This is a genomic window from Curtobacterium sp. C1 (genome assembly GCF_021049325.1).
GTDB classification, from domain to species: Bacteria; Actinomycetota; Actinomycetes; order Actinomycetales; family Microbacteriaceae; genus Curtobacterium; species Curtobacterium citreum.
Genome location: NZ_CP088076.1, coordinates 2,258,459 through 2,273,107, shown reverse-complemented (window position 1 = coordinate 2,273,107; position 14,649 = coordinate 2,258,459). Strand labels below are relative to the sequence as shown.

13 protein-coding genes and 1 pseudogene are annotated in these 14,649 nt (G+C 73.2%); 12 read left to right on the top strand and 2 right to left on the bottom strand.

Annotation, left to right across the window (positions count from 1 at the left end; genetic code table 11):
- The first annotated feature begins 11 nt into the window (after window positions 1–11).
- The 8 genes from LQK89_RS10860 (at window position 12) to LQK89_RS10825 (ending at window position 7,395) form a co-directional block, all read left to right on the top strand.
- On the top strand, window positions 12–524 hold the full coding sequence (locus tag LQK89_RS10860; protein ID WP_269145894.1) for a cytidine deaminase: 513 nt from the start codon (window positions 12–14) through the stop codon (window positions 522–524).
- A 1-nt stretch (window position 525) separates the two neighbouring features.
- Window positions 526–1,815 (top strand): thymidine phosphorylase, encoded by a 1,290-nt coding sequence (locus LQK89_RS10855; protein WP_231049110.1) that lies wholly within the window; start codon window positions 526–528, stop codon window positions 1,813–1,815.
- 38 nt (window positions 1,816–1,853) lie between these two features.
- Complete coding sequence (locus LQK89_RS10850; protein ID WP_174777992.1) at window positions 1,854–2,966, top strand: adenosine deaminase; 1,113 nt, start codon at window positions 1,854–1,856, stop codon at window positions 2,964–2,966.
- A gap of 3 nt (window positions 2,967–2,969) precedes the next feature.
- Entirely contained in the window at window positions 2,970–3,416 is a 447-nt protein-coding gene (locus LQK89_RS10845; RefSeq protein WP_231049109.1) for a PTS sugar transporter subunit IIA, read from the top strand.
- Entirely contained in the window at window positions 3,413–3,691 is a 279-nt protein-coding gene (locus LQK89_RS10840; RefSeq protein ID WP_058742375.1) for a PTS sugar transporter subunit IIB, read from the top strand. Before LQK89_RS10845 ends, LQK89_RS10840 begins: the two co-directional genes overlap by 4 nt.
- 32 nt (window positions 3,692–3,723) lie before the next feature.
- Window positions 3,724–4,551, top strand: coding sequence for a purine-nucleoside phosphorylase (locus LQK89_RS10835; RefSeq protein ID WP_058742374.1), 828 nt, complete (start codon window positions 3,724–3,726; stop codon window positions 4,549–4,551).
- Window positions 4,548–6,179, top strand: a complete 1,632-nt coding sequence (locus LQK89_RS10830; RefSeq protein WP_231049108.1) for a phospho-sugar mutase — start codon at window positions 4,548–4,550, stop codon at window positions 6,177–6,179. The genes LQK89_RS10835 and LQK89_RS10830 overlap by 4 nt, the downstream gene beginning before the upstream one ends.
- Before the next feature lie 262 nt (window positions 6,180–6,441).
- Entirely contained in the window at window positions 6,442–7,395 is a 954-nt protein-coding gene (locus LQK89_RS10825) for a hypothetical protein (protein ID WP_231049107.1), read from the top strand.
- A 101-nt stretch (window positions 7,396–7,496) separates the two neighbouring features.
- Here the strand turns inward: LQK89_RS10825 and LQK89_RS10820 are convergent, their stop codons facing one another.
- Window positions 7,497–9,275 (bottom strand): acetyl/propionyl/methylcrotonyl-CoA carboxylase subunit alpha, encoded by a 1,779-nt coding sequence (locus LQK89_RS10820; protein WP_231049106.1) that lies wholly within the window; start codon window positions 9,273–9,275, stop codon window positions 7,497–7,499.
- 79 nt (window positions 9,276–9,354) lie between these two features.
- The gene (locus LQK89_RS10815; RefSeq protein WP_231049105.1) at window positions 9,355–10,152 is read right to left on the bottom strand and encodes a Maf family protein; all 798 of its coding nucleotides are present in this window, start codon (window positions 10,150–10,152) and stop codon (window positions 9,355–9,357) included.
- 14 nt (window positions 10,153–10,166) lie between these two features.
- Here LQK89_RS10815 and LQK89_RS10810 point away from each other — a divergent pair.
- From LQK89_RS10810 to LQK89_RS10795, 4 genes and pseudogenes are all read left to right on the top strand, one after another.
- A pseudogene (locus tag LQK89_RS10810) lies at window positions 10,167–11,425 on the top strand (class I SAM-dependent RNA methyltransferase).
- Window positions 11,426–11,553: 128 nt separating this feature from the next.
- Window positions 11,554–12,270 carry a response regulator transcription factor gene (locus tag LQK89_RS10805; RefSeq protein WP_058742367.1) on the top strand — a complete coding sequence of 239 codons (717 nt, stop codon included), beginning with the start codon at window positions 11,554–11,556 and terminating at the stop codon, window positions 12,268–12,270.
- A 3-nt stretch (window positions 12,271–12,273) separates the two neighbouring features.
- Window positions 12,274–13,518 carry a sensor histidine kinase gene (locus LQK89_RS10800; RefSeq protein ID WP_231049104.1) on the top strand — a complete coding sequence of 415 codons (1,245 nt, stop codon included), beginning with the start codon at window positions 12,274–12,276 and terminating at the stop codon, window positions 13,516–13,518.
- Window positions 13,515–14,588, top strand: a complete 1,074-nt coding sequence (locus LQK89_RS10795; protein ID WP_231049103.1) for a hypothetical protein — start codon at window positions 13,515–13,517, stop codon at window positions 14,586–14,588. Before LQK89_RS10800 ends, LQK89_RS10795 begins: the two co-directional genes overlap by 4 nt.
- Window positions 14,589–14,649: the final 61 nt, after the last annotated feature.

Below are 14,649 nucleotides of genomic sequence, written 5' to 3'. Positions count from 1 at the left end.
AGGCACGGGTCATGACCGACACGAACGCTGCGGGTGACCAGGCGGTCGCCGCGACCGACGGGGCGGACGCCGCCCCGATCCTCCCGGCCGGTGCCGCCGACCCCGGGAACGACACGGGCCGAGCGGTCGACTGGAGCGTGCTCCGGACCGCGGCCACGGCCGCGATGCGGCGCGCCTACGCGCCCTACTCGTCGTTCCCGGTGGGGGCCGCTGCCCTGACCGACGACGGGCGGGTCGTGTCCGGCTGCAACGTCGAGAACGCGTCGTACGGGGTCACCCTGTGCGCCGAGTGCTCGCTCGTGTCGCAGCTGCACATGACGGGCGGCGGCAAGCTCGTCGCGTTCACGTGCGTGGACGGCGACGGCGCCACCCTGATGCCGTGCGGTCGCTGCCGGCAGCTGCTCTTCGAGCACTCCGCCGAGGGCATGCTGCTCGAGACCGTCTCCGGCATCCGCACCATCGACGAGGTCCTGCCGGACGCCTTCGGGCCCCGGACCCTCGCCACCTACCAGGAAGAGCACTGACATGGCCGTCGAGCCGTTCGACACCGTCGACCTGATCCGCACCAAGCGTTCAGGTGACGCCCTCAGCACGCCCGAGATCGACTGGCTGGTCGACGCGTACACGCGTGGGTACGTCGAGGACCCGCAGATGGCGGCGCTCGCGATGGCGATCTTCCTGAACGGGATGGAGCGTCGGGAGATCAAGGACCTGACGCTCGCGATGATCGCGTCGGGGGAGCGGATGTCGTTCGGCTCGCTCGGCAAGACCACGGTCGACAAGCACTCCACCGGTGGCGTCGGGGACAAGATCACGCTGCCGCTCGCACCACTCGTGGCGTCGTTCGGCGTCGCGGTGCCGCAGCTGTCCGGCCGGGGGCTCGGCCACACCGGCGGGACGCTCGACAAGCTCGAGTCGATCCCCGGGTGGCAGGCGTCGATCTCGAACGAGCGGATGATGCAGGTGCTGTCGGACGTCGGTGCGGTCATCTGCGCCGCCGGTTCCGGGCTCGCCCCGGCGGACAAGAAGCTCTACGCGCTGCGGGACATCACCGGCACCGTCGAGTGCATCCCGCTCATCGCGTCGAGCATCATGTCGAAGAAGATCGCCGAGGGCACCGGTGCGCTGGTGCTCGACGTGAAGTTCGGCTCCGGGGCGTTCATGCCGACGTACGAGGCGTCGAAGGAGCTCGCGCAGACGATGGTCGACCTCGGGAACGACGCCGGGGTCGCGACCTCGGCGCTCCTGACCGACATGGAGGTGCCGCTCGGCCTGACGATCGGCAACGCGCTCGAGGTCCGCGAGTCCGTCGAGGTCCTGGCCGGTGGTGGCCCGGCCGACGTGGTGTCGCTGACGGTCGAACTGGCGTCGGAGATGCTGCGGCTCGCCGGCCTGCCGGACGCCGACCCGGCGGCCGCGCTGGCCGACGGCCGGGCGATGGACACCTGGCGCCGGATGATCGAGGCCCAGGGCGGCGACGCGTCCGCGACGCTGCCCGTGGCCCGCGAGCAGCACGTCGTCACAGCGTCCTCGTCCGGGGTCCTGACCGAGCAGCAGGCGCTGCCGTTCGGGGTCGCCGCGTGGCGCCTCGGCGCGGGTCGTGCCCGGGCGCAGGACCCCGTGCAGGCCGGTGCGGGCATCGAGCTGCACGTCAAGCCGGGCGACACGGTCACGGCCGGGCAGCCGCTGTGGACGCTGCACACCGACGAGCCGGCGCGGTTCGAGCGGGCGCTGGAGTCGCTGGAGGGCGCGTGGTCGATCGGGGAGACCGCTCCCGAGCGGGGCCCGATCGTGCGGGAGCGCATCACCGGTTGAGCGCGCGGAAGGTCGGGGCGCACCGATAGCCTGAGGGCATGAGCGCCGACGCCCCGACCTACCGCCTGCCCGACGCCGGGGCGGTCATCGACGACCTGCCCAAGGTCTCGCTGCACGACCACCTCGACGGTGGGCTGCGGCCCGCCACGATCGTCGAGCTCGCGGAGTCGGCGGGCGTCACGCTCCCGACCACCGACCCCGCGGCGCTCGGGGCCTGGTTCGCCGAGCAGTCGAACTCCGGCTCGCTCGTCGAGTACCTGAAGACCTTCGACGTGACCACCTCGGTCATGCAGACCGCGCCGCAGCTGCACCGCGTCGCGAAGGAGTTCGTCGAGGACCTCGTCGCCGACGGCGTGGTCTACGGCGAGGTCCGGTGGGCCCCGGAGCAGCACCTGCGCGGCGGCCTGACGCTCGACGAGACCGTCGAGGCGGTCCAGGCCGGCATCGCCGAGGCGGTCGACGCCGCCGGCGGGTCGATCCGCGTCGGACAGCTCGTCACCGCGATGCGGCACGCCGACCGGTCCCTCGAGATCGCGGAGCTCGCCGTGCGGCACCGCGACCGCGGCGTCGTGGGCTTCGACATCGCGGGGGCCGAGGCCGGGTTCCCGGCGTCGAACCACCGTCCCGCGTTCGAGTACCTGGCATCCGAGCTCTTCCCCGTGACGGTGCACGCCGGCGAGGCCGACGGGCTCGCCTCGATCCGCTCGGCGCTCGTCGACGGCCGGGCGCTCCGCCTGGGCCACGGCGTCCGGATCTTCGAGGACGTCACGCTCTCCGACGCCGGGGACGGCTCGACCCTCGCCGCGCTCGGCGAGGTCGCGTCGTGGGTGCGTGACCGGGAGATCCCGCTCGAGGTCTCGCCGTCGTCGAACCTGCAGACCGGTGCGATCGCGGCGTGGGGCGACGACCTCGCCGACCACCCCTTCGACGTGCTTTACCAGCTCGGCTTCCGGGTCACGGTGAACACCGACAACCGCCTGATGAGCGGCACCACGCTCACGCGCGAGCTGGCCCTGCTGGCGGCGACCTTCGGGTACGACCTCGACGACCTCGCCGCGTTCCAGATCAACGCCGCGCTCGGCTCGTTCCTGCCGCTGGAGGACCGCGAGGAGATCATCGCGACCATCACGGCCGGTCACCAGGAGGCCTAGGACATGCCGTTGCCGCCGCTGCCGGACCCCGCCGTCGTGCTCGGGGCGTCCGCGTCGTCGTGGCGCGCGGCGCTCCGGCTCGCCGGCGACGCCCTCGTCGCCTCCGGTGCCGCCATCGACGCCTACACCGAGGCGATGACCGACCTGGTGGACGAGCACGGTCCGTACATCGTGATCTCGCCCGGACTCGCCTTCGCGCACGCCCGGCCGGGGCCGACGGTGCTCCGTGACGGGCTCGCCGTCGTGACCCTGCGGGAGCCGGTGGCGTTCGGCCACCCGCACAACGACCCCGTCTCGGTCGTGCTCGGGCTCGCGGTGGCCGAGGTCGGCACGCACCTCGAGTCGATCGGCGAGATCGCGAACCTGTTCAACGACCCGACCGTCACCGGGCGCATCGCGGCGGCGACGTCCGCGGCCGAGGTCCGGGCGATCATGGGAGCACCCGCGTGAAGATCGTGACCATCTGCGGCGCCGGGATCGGCTCGAGCGGCATCCTCAAGGTGAACGCCGAGAAGGCCCTCGACGCCCTCGGACTCGCCGCCACGGTCGAGGCGGCCGACGTCGCCTCGGTGCGGGACGTCGCCGAGGACGCGAACGTGATCCTGACGAGCGCGGAGTTCGTCGAGGCGATCGGCGACACCTACGCCGAGGTCATCGTCATCCGCAACCACTTCGACCAGGGCGAGATCACCGCCGCCGTGGACCGGGCGCTCGGGGAGCACTGAGCCGGTCCGTGCCCGCCCTCTAGAGTTGGGGCATGAGCACGGAGAACCCGCTGAACGACCCCGCCGCCGACCCGTTCGAGGTCGCCCGCGACGCCGCCGCCGTCATCGCCGACCGGTCCGGCATCGAGCGGCACGACATCGCCCTGACCCTCGGCTCCGGCTGGGGCAAGGCCGCCGACGTCCTCGGCGAGACGGTGTCCACGATCGACGCGGCCGACGTGCCCGGCTTCAGCGCCTCGGCGGTGCCCGGTCACTCCGGCACGGTCCGCTCGATCCGTCTGCAGGACGGCCGGCACGCGCTGGTCATCGGCGCTCGGACGCACTACTACGAGAACCACGGCGTCCGCCGGGTCGTTCACAGCGTCCGGACGGCCGCGGCCACGGGTGCGTCGATCATGGTCCTGACGAACGGGGCCGGCGGCATCAAGGAGCACTGGACGCCCGGCACCCCGGTCCTCATCAGCGACCACATCAACCTGACCGCCGACAGCCCGCTCGAGGGCGCCACGTTCGTCGACCTGACCGACCTGTACTCGGCACGGCTCCGCGCCGTCGCGAAGACGATCGACCCCTCGCTCGACGAGGGCGTCTACACGCAGTTCCGCGGTCCGCACTACGAGACCCCGGCCGAGGTGCAGATGGCGAAGACGATCGGCGGGCACATCGTCGGCATGTCGACCGCGCTCGAGGCCATCGCCGCGCGCCAGGCGGGCATGGAGGTGCTCGGCTTCTCGCTCATCACGAACCTCGCCGCCGGCATCCAGAAGACCCCGCTGTCGCACGCCGAGGTCCTCGAGGCCGGCAAGCAGGCCGAGCCGGTCATCGCCGACCTGCTCGCGCGCGTGGTGGCGGCCCTGTGAGCGTCGTCGACACCGCCCGCGCCTGGATCGAGCAGGACCCGGACGACGAGACGCGCGCCGAGCTCCAGCGGCTCGTGGACGCCGGGGACACCGACGAGCTGACCGCGCGCTTCGCCGGACGGCTGGCGTTCGGCACGGCCGGGCTCCGCGCCGAGCTCGGTGCCGGTCCGCTCCGGATGAACCGCGTGGTCGTCACCCAGGCCGCGGCCGGTCTGGCACGGTTCCTCGTCGACACCGGCCGGGACCGCAGCGTCGTGATCGGCTACGACGGCCGGGTGAACTCGGACGTCTTCGCGCGGGACTCCGCCGAGGTGATGCGCGGCCTCGGGCTCGAGGTCACGCTGCTGCCCTCCGCGCTGCCCACCCCGGTGCTCGCGTTCGCGGTCCGGCACCTCGGTGTCGGCGCCGGCGTGATGGTCACCGCGAGCCACAACCCTCCGCGGGACAACGGCTACAAGGTGTACCTCGGCGGGGACGACGACGGCTCGCAGATCGTGCCGCCGGTCGACGGGGAGATCGCCGCGGCGATCGACGCCGTCGCGGCGGGCGACGTCCGCGACCTCGTCCGCGCGACCGACTACACCGTCGCGGGTCCGGAGCTGGCCGCGGCGTACGTGACCGCGACGGCCGCGACGGTGCCGGCCACGATCCTCCCGTCCGATGCCCAGCCGACGGTGGTCTACACGGCCATGCACGGGGTCGGGTGGGAGACCGCGCGGGCGGTCTTCGCCGCGGCGGGCTTCGCGGAGCCGGTCGTCGTGCCGGAGCAGATCGAGCCGGACGGGGCGTTCCCGACGGTCGCGTTCCCGAACCCGGAGGAGCCGGGCGCGATGGACCTGGCGATCGCGCAGGGCGTCGCCGTCGGCGCGGACCTGGTGATCGCGAACGACCCGGACGCCGACCGGCTCGCGCTCGCGATCCCGGACGGTGCCGGGTCGTTCCGACGCCTGTCCGGCAACGAGGTCGGGTGGCTCCTCGGGTGGCGTGCGGCCTCCCGCGCGGCAGCCGAAGGGCGGACGGGCACGCTCGCCGCGTCGATCGTGTCGTCGCCGGCGCTCGCCCGCGTGGCCGAACGGTACGGGCTCGGCTACCGGGACACCCTGACGGGCTTCAAGTGGGTCTCGCGGGTGCCTTCGCTGGTGTTCGGCTACGAAGAAGCCTTGGGCTACCTCGTCGACCCCGACGTCGTGCGGGACAAGGACGGGATCTCGGCGGCGCTGTCGCTGCTCGACCTCGCCGTGTCGCTCGCTGCGGACGGGCAGACGGTGGTCGACCAGCTCGACGCCTTCGCGGCCGAGTTCGGGGCGTTCGCGTCCGGGCAGGTCGCCACGCGCGTCGACGACCTGTCGCGCATCGGGACGATCATGGCCGCGCTCCGGTCCACCCCGCCGACGACGCTCGGCGGACGGGCCGTCGAGACCGTGACCGACTACGACGCGGGGGTCGAGGGCTTCCCGCCGTCGGACATCCTGCGCTACGACCTGGACGGGGGCGCGCGGGTGATCGTTCGCCCGAGCGGCACCGAACCCAAGGTCAAGGTCTACATCGACACGGTCGCGGACTCGCCCGCCGAGGCCCGTGCGCTCGTCGAGGCCCTCGCCGACGACGTGCGCCCGCTGGTGTCGTAGGGGGCGGGGCGGGGGGCGGGCGGTCGGTCGGTAGGTCGCCGGCCGGGGTCGTCCGCACAACGCAAAGCACGCCGCGCCACGCGATCGCATGGCGTGGCGTGCTTCCCCTTGTGCAGGAGCAATCCGCACCATTGCCCGCGCGCACCGCGGCGGCACGAAGGCTCCCTCGCGACTCCTCCACAGCCCAGGTCTGCGGTTCCGGAGTCCACAAGGGAGTGCCGTGCGTCGCCGCGGACATCGGCGCGGTGCCACCGTCGTCTGCATGGCCAGACTCGAGATCGTCGTCGGTGGGGAAGCGGACCCGAGCGGGCGTCGCGGTCGTGGACACCGCGAGCGAGCTCTGCGCGGGGAGCTCGTCCGCGTCGGCCCGGGTCGGTTCGTCCTCGGCGACGAGTGGCGGCGAGCGACACCAGGTGAGCGCCACATCGCCCGGGTCAAGGCCGTGCACGACCGGCTCGCCCCTCGGCTGATCGTGTCACACGCCTCGGCCGCCGCGCTGCACGGGCTGCCGTGGCCTGGAGAGTTCCCCGACTTGGTCGAGGTGATCGATCCGTTGCGGTCGACGGGACAGACGCTGCGTTCCGTCTACAAGCGGCCCGGAGCCGGGCGACAGTTCCGCCTGGCCGAGATGACGGCCACGGGGCGTCGCCTGACGGACCTGGCGACCACCGCGGTCGACCTGGCCATCGCGTACCCGCTCCGGACGAGCGTGCCTGCCCTGGACGCGGTGCTCGCGAGGGGGACGGATCGCGAGCGACTCATCGCGGCACTCGTCGCCGCGCGGCCGGTGCGCCACCGTGCGCGGGCGGAGCGGGCAGTCGCGATCGCAGACGGACGATCCGGGTCTCCGGGCGAGTCGGTGGCTCGGGTCGCGCTCGACGAGGTCGGTGCCCCGCAACCCGAGCTCCAGCACCGGTTCGACGACGACGCGGGGCTGGTCGGCTTCGTCGACTTCTGGTTCCCTGAGCAGGGCGTGGTGCTCGAGTACGACGGACGGGTCAAGTACACCGACCCGGCCCTCCGGCGGCCGGGTCAGACGGCGGCGGACGTCGTCGTGGCCGAGAAACGCCGCGAGGACCGGATCCGGCGGTGCTCGGGTGTCAACGGTTTCGGTCGGGTCGGGCACGCGGAGACCAAGGACACCGAACTGCTGCGCGAGGTGCTCCGCTCATTGGGCGTCCCGACGACGCGCCCCCGGTTCACGACGGTCCGATGACGACCGTGGTGTCGCGTGCTGGTGCACAACGGAAAGCACACCGCACCGGGCCTTTCGGCGGTGCGGAGTGCTTTCGGTTGTGCGGAGCGAGCGCCCGCGGGCTACGCCAGCTCGAGCAGCACGTGGCCGGACGAGACCGTCTGGCCGACCGGGGCGTTGAGCCCCTTGACGACGCCGTCGCGCGGCGCCTGCACGGGCTGCTCCATCTTCATGGCCTCGAGGACGACGAGCAGGTCGCCCTTCACCACGGTGTCACCCTCGGAGACCGCGAGCTTCACGACGGTGGCCTGCATCGGCGACGTGACGGAGCCCGAGGACGCCAGGCCCCCACGGACCCCGGAGGACCGGCGCTTCGGCGGGGCGGACGGACCGGCGGGGCGACGTCCGGCGGCACCTGCGGCGCCACCGCCGACGATCGACGGCATGGTGACCTCGATGCGCTTGCCCTGGACCTCGACGACGACCGTGTCGCGCTCGGCGGGGGCGGGGAGCTCCTCGGTCGCGCCGGTCCAGGCCGGGATGTCGTTCTGGAAGTCGGTCTCGATCCACTGCGTGTAGACGCTGAACGGCGTCGCGTCGTCGGTGGCGAACGCCGGGTCGGACACGACCGCACGGTGGAAGGGCAGCACGGTCGGCAGGCCGGTGACCTCGAACTCGGCGAGGGCACGACGGGAGCGCTCGAGCGCCTCCTCGCGGGTGGCACCCGTGACGATGAGCTTCGCGAGCATCGAGTCGAACGAGCCGGACACGACGTCGCCGGACACGACACCGGAGTCGACGCGGACGCCGGGGCCCGAGGGGGCGGTGAAGGCGTGCACTGGGCCGGGCGCCGGGAAGAAGTTGCGCCCGGGGTCCTCGCCGTTGATGCGGAACTCGAACGAGTGCCCGCGGGGCGCCGGGTCGGCGTAGTCGAGCGTGCCGCCCTCGGCGATGCGGAACTGCTCGCGCACGAGGTCGATGCCCGTCACCTCTTCCGAGACGCAGTGTTCGACCTGCAGGCGGGTGTTCACCTCGAGGAAGGACACCGTGCCGTCGGCGCCGATGAGGAACTCGCACGTGCCGGCACCGACGTAGCCGACCTCGCGCAGGATCGCCTTCGACGACTCGTACAGCCGCGTCTCCTGGTCGGGCGTCAGGTAGGGCGCCGGGGCCTCTTCGACGAGCTTCTGGTGGCGACGCTGCAGCGAGCAGTCGCGCGTGGAGACGATCACGACGTTGCCGTGCTCGTCGGCCAGGCACTGGGTCTCGACGTGGCGCGGCTTGTCGAGGTACTTCTCGACGAAGCACTCGCCACGGCCGAACGCCGCGATGGCCTCGCGCGTGGCGGACTCGAACAGTTCCTCCACCGACTCGCGGGAGCGGACGACCTTCAGGCCTCGGCCGCCGCCGCCGAACGCCGCCTTGATCGCGACGGGCAGCCCGACCTGGTCGACGAAGTCGAACACCTCGGACACGTCCTGCACGGGCTCGATCGTCCCGGGGGCGAGCGGCGCACCGACCTTCTCGGCCACGTGGCGCGCGGAGACCTTGTCACCGAGGCGCTCGATGGACTCGGGCGACGGGCCGATCCAGGTCAGCCCGGCGTCGATCACGGCGCGCGCGAAGTCGGCGTTCTCGGCGAGGAACCCGTAGCCCGGGTGCACGGCGTCGGCGCCGGACCGTCGGGCGACCGAGATGATCTTGTCGATGACGAGGTAGGTGTCGGCACTCGTGGTGCCGTTCAGCGCGTACGCCTCGTCGGCGAGGCGGGCGTGGAGGGCGTCACGGTCCTGGTCGGCGTAGACCGCGACCGATGCCTTGCCTGCGTCGCGGGCCGCGCGGATGATGCGGACGGCGATCTCGCCGCGGTTCGCGATGAGGACCTTGCTGATACGGGGCATGGTAAGTCAGCGTATTCGTGCGACGGCGGCCCGAATTGACCGGCATCCACAAAGAACCGCGGCGAACAAGTGTGGATGTCTACATCGACCACAGGTCGTGCCACGCGATGCCGAACCCGCGGAGCAGCATCGACCGGAGCACCGGCAGCGACAGGCCCACGACGGCCGACGGCGCACCGTCGATCCGGGTGATGTACGCCGCGGCCCGCCCGTCGATCGTGAAGGCCCCCGCCACCTCGAGCGGCTCGCCCGTCGCGACGTACGCGTCGATCTCGTCCACCGACACGTCGTCGGCGAACGTGAGCACCGCGCTGTCGACCGCGACCACGCGGTCACCGGCGGCGACCAGCGCCGACCCGCCGGGCGCGACCGCACCCAGGTGGCCGGCCGGTCCGAGCGGCCCGCCGTCCGACGGGTCCACCTGCCGGACGGGAGGCACGGTGCCGGCCCGCCCCGTGCCTCCCGTCCGGTCGGCGGCCGGGTCCGCAGGCCGGTCGGCGCGACGGTCCACGACGCAGTGGCCGCTCCACAGGGTGCCGCCGCCGGCGGCGAGCATCTGCCGCCAGCGTTCGCGGGCGACGGCCGGCTCGTGCGGCTTGCCGTGCAGGACGCCGTCGACCTCGAAGGCGGAGTCGCCGCCGAACACGAACCCGTCGACGGGGGAGCCGGCGACCCGCGCGTCGGCGACCGCGCCGGCCTTGGCGACGGCGAGCATCGCGACGAGCTCGGGACCGGTGAGGTTCCGGCCCAGCGCAGCCGCAGCGGCGGCGACCGCGGCGTCCTCGTCGACGCCCGGGGCGACGAGGACCGGCTCGATGCCGGTCTGCGCCAGGAGTGCGCGGCGGGCGGGGGACGTACTCGCGAGGTACAGACGCATGGGAACATCGAACCATGGGTGAATCCGTCGGCAGGCTGCTCGAACTCGACGTCACCGGGATCGCCCACGGCGGGATCTCGGTGGCACGGCACGAGGGGCGCGTGGTGTTCGTCTCGGACGCCGTCCCGGGCGAGCGCGTCGTCGCCCGCGTGACCGAGGACCGCAAGAAGTCGTTCTGGCGCGCTGACACGGTGTCGGTCGTCACGCCGAGCGAGCACCGCGTGGAGCACGTCTGGCCCGAGGCCGCGCTGGACCGCGACCCGGCCGTGCGTGCGGGCGGTGCCGAGTTCGGACACATCGCACTCGCCCACCAGCGCACGCTGAAGCACGACGTGCTCGTCGACGCCTTCGCGCGCTTCGCCCGGACGGACCTCGTCGAGGCGCTCGGGCACGACGTCGTGGTCGAGGCGGCCCCCGGCGACGACGCGGCGGACGGTCTCGGCTGGCGCACACGTGTCCGGCTGCACGTCGACGAGGACGGCACCGCCGGCCCGTACGCGTCCCGCTCGCACACGGTCGTGCCGGTGGCCTCGCTGCCGCTCGTCACCGACGTCGTGCAGGGGAGTGCGCCGCTCGGCCGCGGGGCGCTGCCCGGCGCGTCGGTCGTGGACGTCCTCGCCCCGAGCGGTGCCGAGGGTGCCCGCCTCGTGATCGACGCGCAGACGCCGACCGTGGTGCGCGAGCTCGTCGGGGAGCGTGCGTTCGCCGTCGACGACACGGGCTTCTGGCAGGTCCACCGTCAGGCCCCGGCGGTGCTGACCGCGGCTGTTCAGGACCTGGTCGACCGCGACCGCGTCGACCCGGAGGGGCAGCACCTGGACCTGTACGGCGGTGTCGGCCTGCTCGCCGCCGCGCTCGGCGACGTCGTCGGGCCCAAGGCGCGCATCACGAGCGTCGAGAGCGCGCCCCGCGCGACGGAGCACGCGCAGGAGAACCTCGCCGAGTGGATCGGCGCCCGTGCCGAGACCGGCCGGGTCGACCGGTGGCTCGCGCGGACCGCCGCCGGTGCGTCCCGGCCCGAGCTGGAGCGCTTCCGCGCCGGCACGGTCGTGCTCGACCCGCCGCGCTCGGGCGCCGGGCGCGAGGTCGTCGTGCAGATCGCCGCGCTCCAGCCGGCGCAGGTCGTCTACGTCGCGTGCGACCCGGTCGCGTTGGCGCGCGACGTCGCGACGTTCGCGGACCTGGGGTACCGGCTCGGGCGCTGCGGGCGTTCGACCTGTTCCCGCACACGCACCACCTGGAGGCCGTGGCGCGCCTGGTGCCGCTCGCCTGAGGTCGGGTGACGCCGGGTTGCGTGACGCGGTGCACAGGAACCCGGTGGCTGGGTGCATCCTGGGTATCCTTGGTCGGTGATCGCTCCCAGTATCAGGGGCTGGGCGCGCATCGGAACGAGAGGCCACCGTGGCAGCAGACACGAACACCAGCACCGGAGCGACCGGACTCGCGACCAGACCGGTCCGCGTCGCGATCGTCGACGACCACGAATCCGTGCGACTCGGGATCCAGGCGGCGTGCCAGAACGAGGGCTTCGAGGTGGTGCTCACCGCCGCGAGCGTCCGCGAGTACATCGACCACCTCGACGGGCGTGAGGTCGACGTCGTCGTCCTCGACCTGTCGCTCGGCGACGGCTCGACCGTCACGGCGAACGTGAAGGGTGTGCAGGGCACCGGTTCCGCGGTCCTCGTGCACTCCATCGCCGACCGCGTGGCGAGCGTCCGCGAGGCACTGGCGGCAGGGGCCGCCGGCGTCATCCCGAAGTCCTCGGCGACGAAGACCGTGATGGCCGCCGTCGCGACCGTGGCACGCGGCGACGTCCTCAACAACCTCGAGTGGGCGAGCGCCATCGACGCCGACCGTGACTTCGCGAAGGCCCAGCTCGGCCGCCGGGAGCGGGAGATCCTGCACCTGTACGCGTCCGGCCTGCCGCTCAAGCTCGCCGCCCAGCAGCTCGGCATCGGGTACTCGACCGCGCGGGAGTACCTCGACCGCATCCGCGTGAAGTACGTCGAGGTCGGCCGGCCCGCGCCGACCAAGGTCGACCTGCTCCGTCGCGCGGTCGAGGACGGCATCCTGCCGGGCCTCGACTCGGGCATCGACCCCGACGCGGACGGTCGCTGACCCGTGGCCACCGCGGCCGAGCCCGCGCCGGCGCTCGCCGAACCCGCGCCGTTCGGGGTCGACCCGGCGCGTGGCGTCCGGCCGTCGATCACGCAGGCATCGGTCGAGCGGGCGTTCGCGATCCTCATCGCGGTCGCCGCGATCGGCTTCGGGGCGATCAACGTCCCGAACGTGCTGCAGCAGCTCCCGTCGCTCGACCCGTTCTGGGGTCCGCTCGCGGCGGGGCTGCTCGGCGCGTCCTTCCTGTTCGTCGGGGTGTCGGCGTTCGCGCAGCGGCTGGCGCAGATCGCCCAGATCGTGTGTGCCCTGCTCTTCCTCGTCGTGCTGGTGACCTGGCCGCTCACGGTCGTGCACCCGCTCGAGGGGGCCGAGAAGCCGTGGCCGTGGTGGTTCTGCACCGTCGGCTCGACCGCGGCCGCGATGGGCTTCGCGCCGTGGCGGGCGATCGTCTACACCGCGCTCGTCCCCGCCGTGTACGCCTGGGTCGCCTTCTCGCCCCTCGGCGGGTCGGGTGGCCCGCAAGCGCTGCTCGACGGGGCCTTCACCATGATCCTCAGTGGCGCGGTGCTCGTGATCGCCGTCCTGCTGCGGCGCGCGGCGGCGGCGGTGGACGTCGCCCAGGCCACCGCGGTGCGGCGGTACTCGTCCGCGATCCGGGAGCACGCGACCGAGGTCGAGCGCGTGCAGGTCGACGCGATCGTGCACGACAGCGTGCTCACGACCCTGCTGTCCGCGGCGCGTGCCGAGACGCCCGAGGCCAAGGCCCTGGCGGCACGGATGGCCCGGAACGCGATCGACCACCTCGGCGCCGCGGCCGCGGACCTGCCCGGCGAGGCACCGCCTGTGTCCGTCCTCGAGCTCCGGGACCGCATCGTCGACGCCCTCGGCACCCTCAGCGCGCCGGTCACCGTGCGGGACGCCCCCGTCGGCGGGCTCCGGATGCCCGCCGTCGCCGCGGACGCGATCGCCTCGGCTGCACTGCAGGCCGCGGTGAACAGCGTGCAGCACGCCGGCGGACCGGACGTCCGGCGCTGGATCTGCATCGAGCAGCGGGGCGCGTCGGTGCACGTCGAGGTCGGTGACGACGGCGCCGGGTTCGACCTCGCCGCCGTCCCGGCCGCTCGGCTCGGGGTCCGCCGCTCGATCATCGAGCGCGTGCAGGCCGTCGACGGCACGGCACTCGTGCTGAGCAACCCCGGCGCCGGCACCCGCATCCGCCTCGCGTGGAGCTCCGGAGGCCGCTCGTGAGGGTCTCGCTGCCCGCCGGGATCGCGATCGGTCTCGCCGCGCTCTTCTCGCTGTTCCACCTCGTCCTCGCACTGGCGTCGCTGCCACGGGTGAGCGACATCGGCCCGGTGCTCGCGTGCATGGCGCTCTACGCCGCCGCGAGTGCCGTCGCGATCTTCCTGCCCGGGCGGACGCTCCCGGTCTGGGCAGCGTGCTTCTCGCTCGCGACGGCGCTCGTCATGCCCGTGATCGAGGCGCCCGTCATCGACCTCGGGTCCGCGTCGACCTCCACCACGTGGTGGGTCGCGGCGGTCGGCACGCTCATGACGGTCCTGTCCGTCCGTGGGCGCCGCGCCTTCGCGTGGGTCGGCGTCGGGTTCCTGGCCGTGTTCGTCGTCGCGTGGGCGGGTCCCGGACCGGCGCTCAGCAGCCTCGGGGTCGTCGGGAGCCTGTCGTGGGTGGCGATCGCCACGGGCTTCGCGGTCGCCATGGACCGGGCGACGCGCGTGACGCGCGACTTCGTCCGGGCGGAGCAGGAGACCGCCGACTGGCAGGCGGCGCAGGACGCCCACGTGTTCGAGCGGCAGTTCCGGCTCAGCCAGACGACGCGGATGGCCCTGCCGATGCTCGAGCGGGTCATCGAGTCCGGTGGCGACCTCACCCCGGACGAACGCGACGAGTGCCTGCACCTCGAGCAGGCGATCCGGGACGAGATCCGCGGCCGGTCGCTCCTCTCCGACGACGTCCGCGACGAGGTGATGCGCCTCCGTCGCCGCGGCGCCACGGTGCAGCTGCACGACGACGGCGGTCTGGACGACCTGGAGATCGACGACCTGCGACGCGTGCACGCCCGGATCGCCGAGGCCCTGCGGCAGGCACGTGAGGCCGACAACGTGATCGTGCGCACGGTCGCCGAGGGATCGGACGCCGCGGTCTCGGTGGTGGGCCTCCGGCTCGACACCGCCGCGAGCGAGTCCGCCGCGCTCGGTGCCGGGCTCGACGACGAGGACGACGAGGACGAGGAGGACGACGACGACTCGGTCGTGGTCTGGCTCGAGATCCCGCGGCACGAGACCCTTGACCAGCGCTGAAGCCGGAGGCCGGCACCGCCGGTGAGGACCGCATCACGGAAACGGGGAACGGGCCGGTCCG

What these genes read in the sequence shown, in the direction of transcription:
- LQK89_RS10860 (WP_269145894.1), top strand. Translation starts at nt 12, where the DNA reads ATGACCGACACGAACGCTGCGGGTGACCAGGCGGTCGCCGCGACCGAC.
- LQK89_RS10855 (WP_231049110.1), top strand. Translation starts at nt 526, where the DNA reads ATGGCCGTCGAGCCGTTCGACACCGTCGACCTGATCCGCACCAAGCGT.
- LQK89_RS10850 (WP_174777992.1), top strand. Translation starts at nt 1,854, where the DNA reads ATGAGCGCCGACGCCCCGACCTACCGCCTGCCCGACGCCGGGGCGGTC.
- LQK89_RS10845 (WP_231049109.1), top strand. Translation starts at nt 2,970, where the DNA reads ATGCCGTTGCCGCCGCTGCCGGACCCCGCCGTCGTGCTCGGGGCGTCC.
- LQK89_RS10835 (WP_058742374.1), top strand. Translation starts at nt 3,724, where the DNA reads ATGAGCACGGAGAACCCGCTGAACGACCCCGCCGCCGACCCGTTCGAG.
- LQK89_RS10825 (WP_231049107.1), top strand. Translation starts at nt 6,442, where the DNA reads ATGGCCAGACTCGAGATCGTCGTCGGTGGGGAAGCGGACCCGAGCGGG.
- LQK89_RS10820 (WP_231049106.1), bottom strand. Translation starts at nt 9,275, where the DNA reads ATGCCCCGTATCAGCAAGGTCCTCATCGCGAACCGCGGCGAGATCGCC.
- LQK89_RS10815 (WP_231049105.1), bottom strand. Translation starts at nt 10,152, where the DNA reads ATGCGTCTGTACCTCGCGAGTACGTCCCCCGCCCGCCGCGCACTCCTG.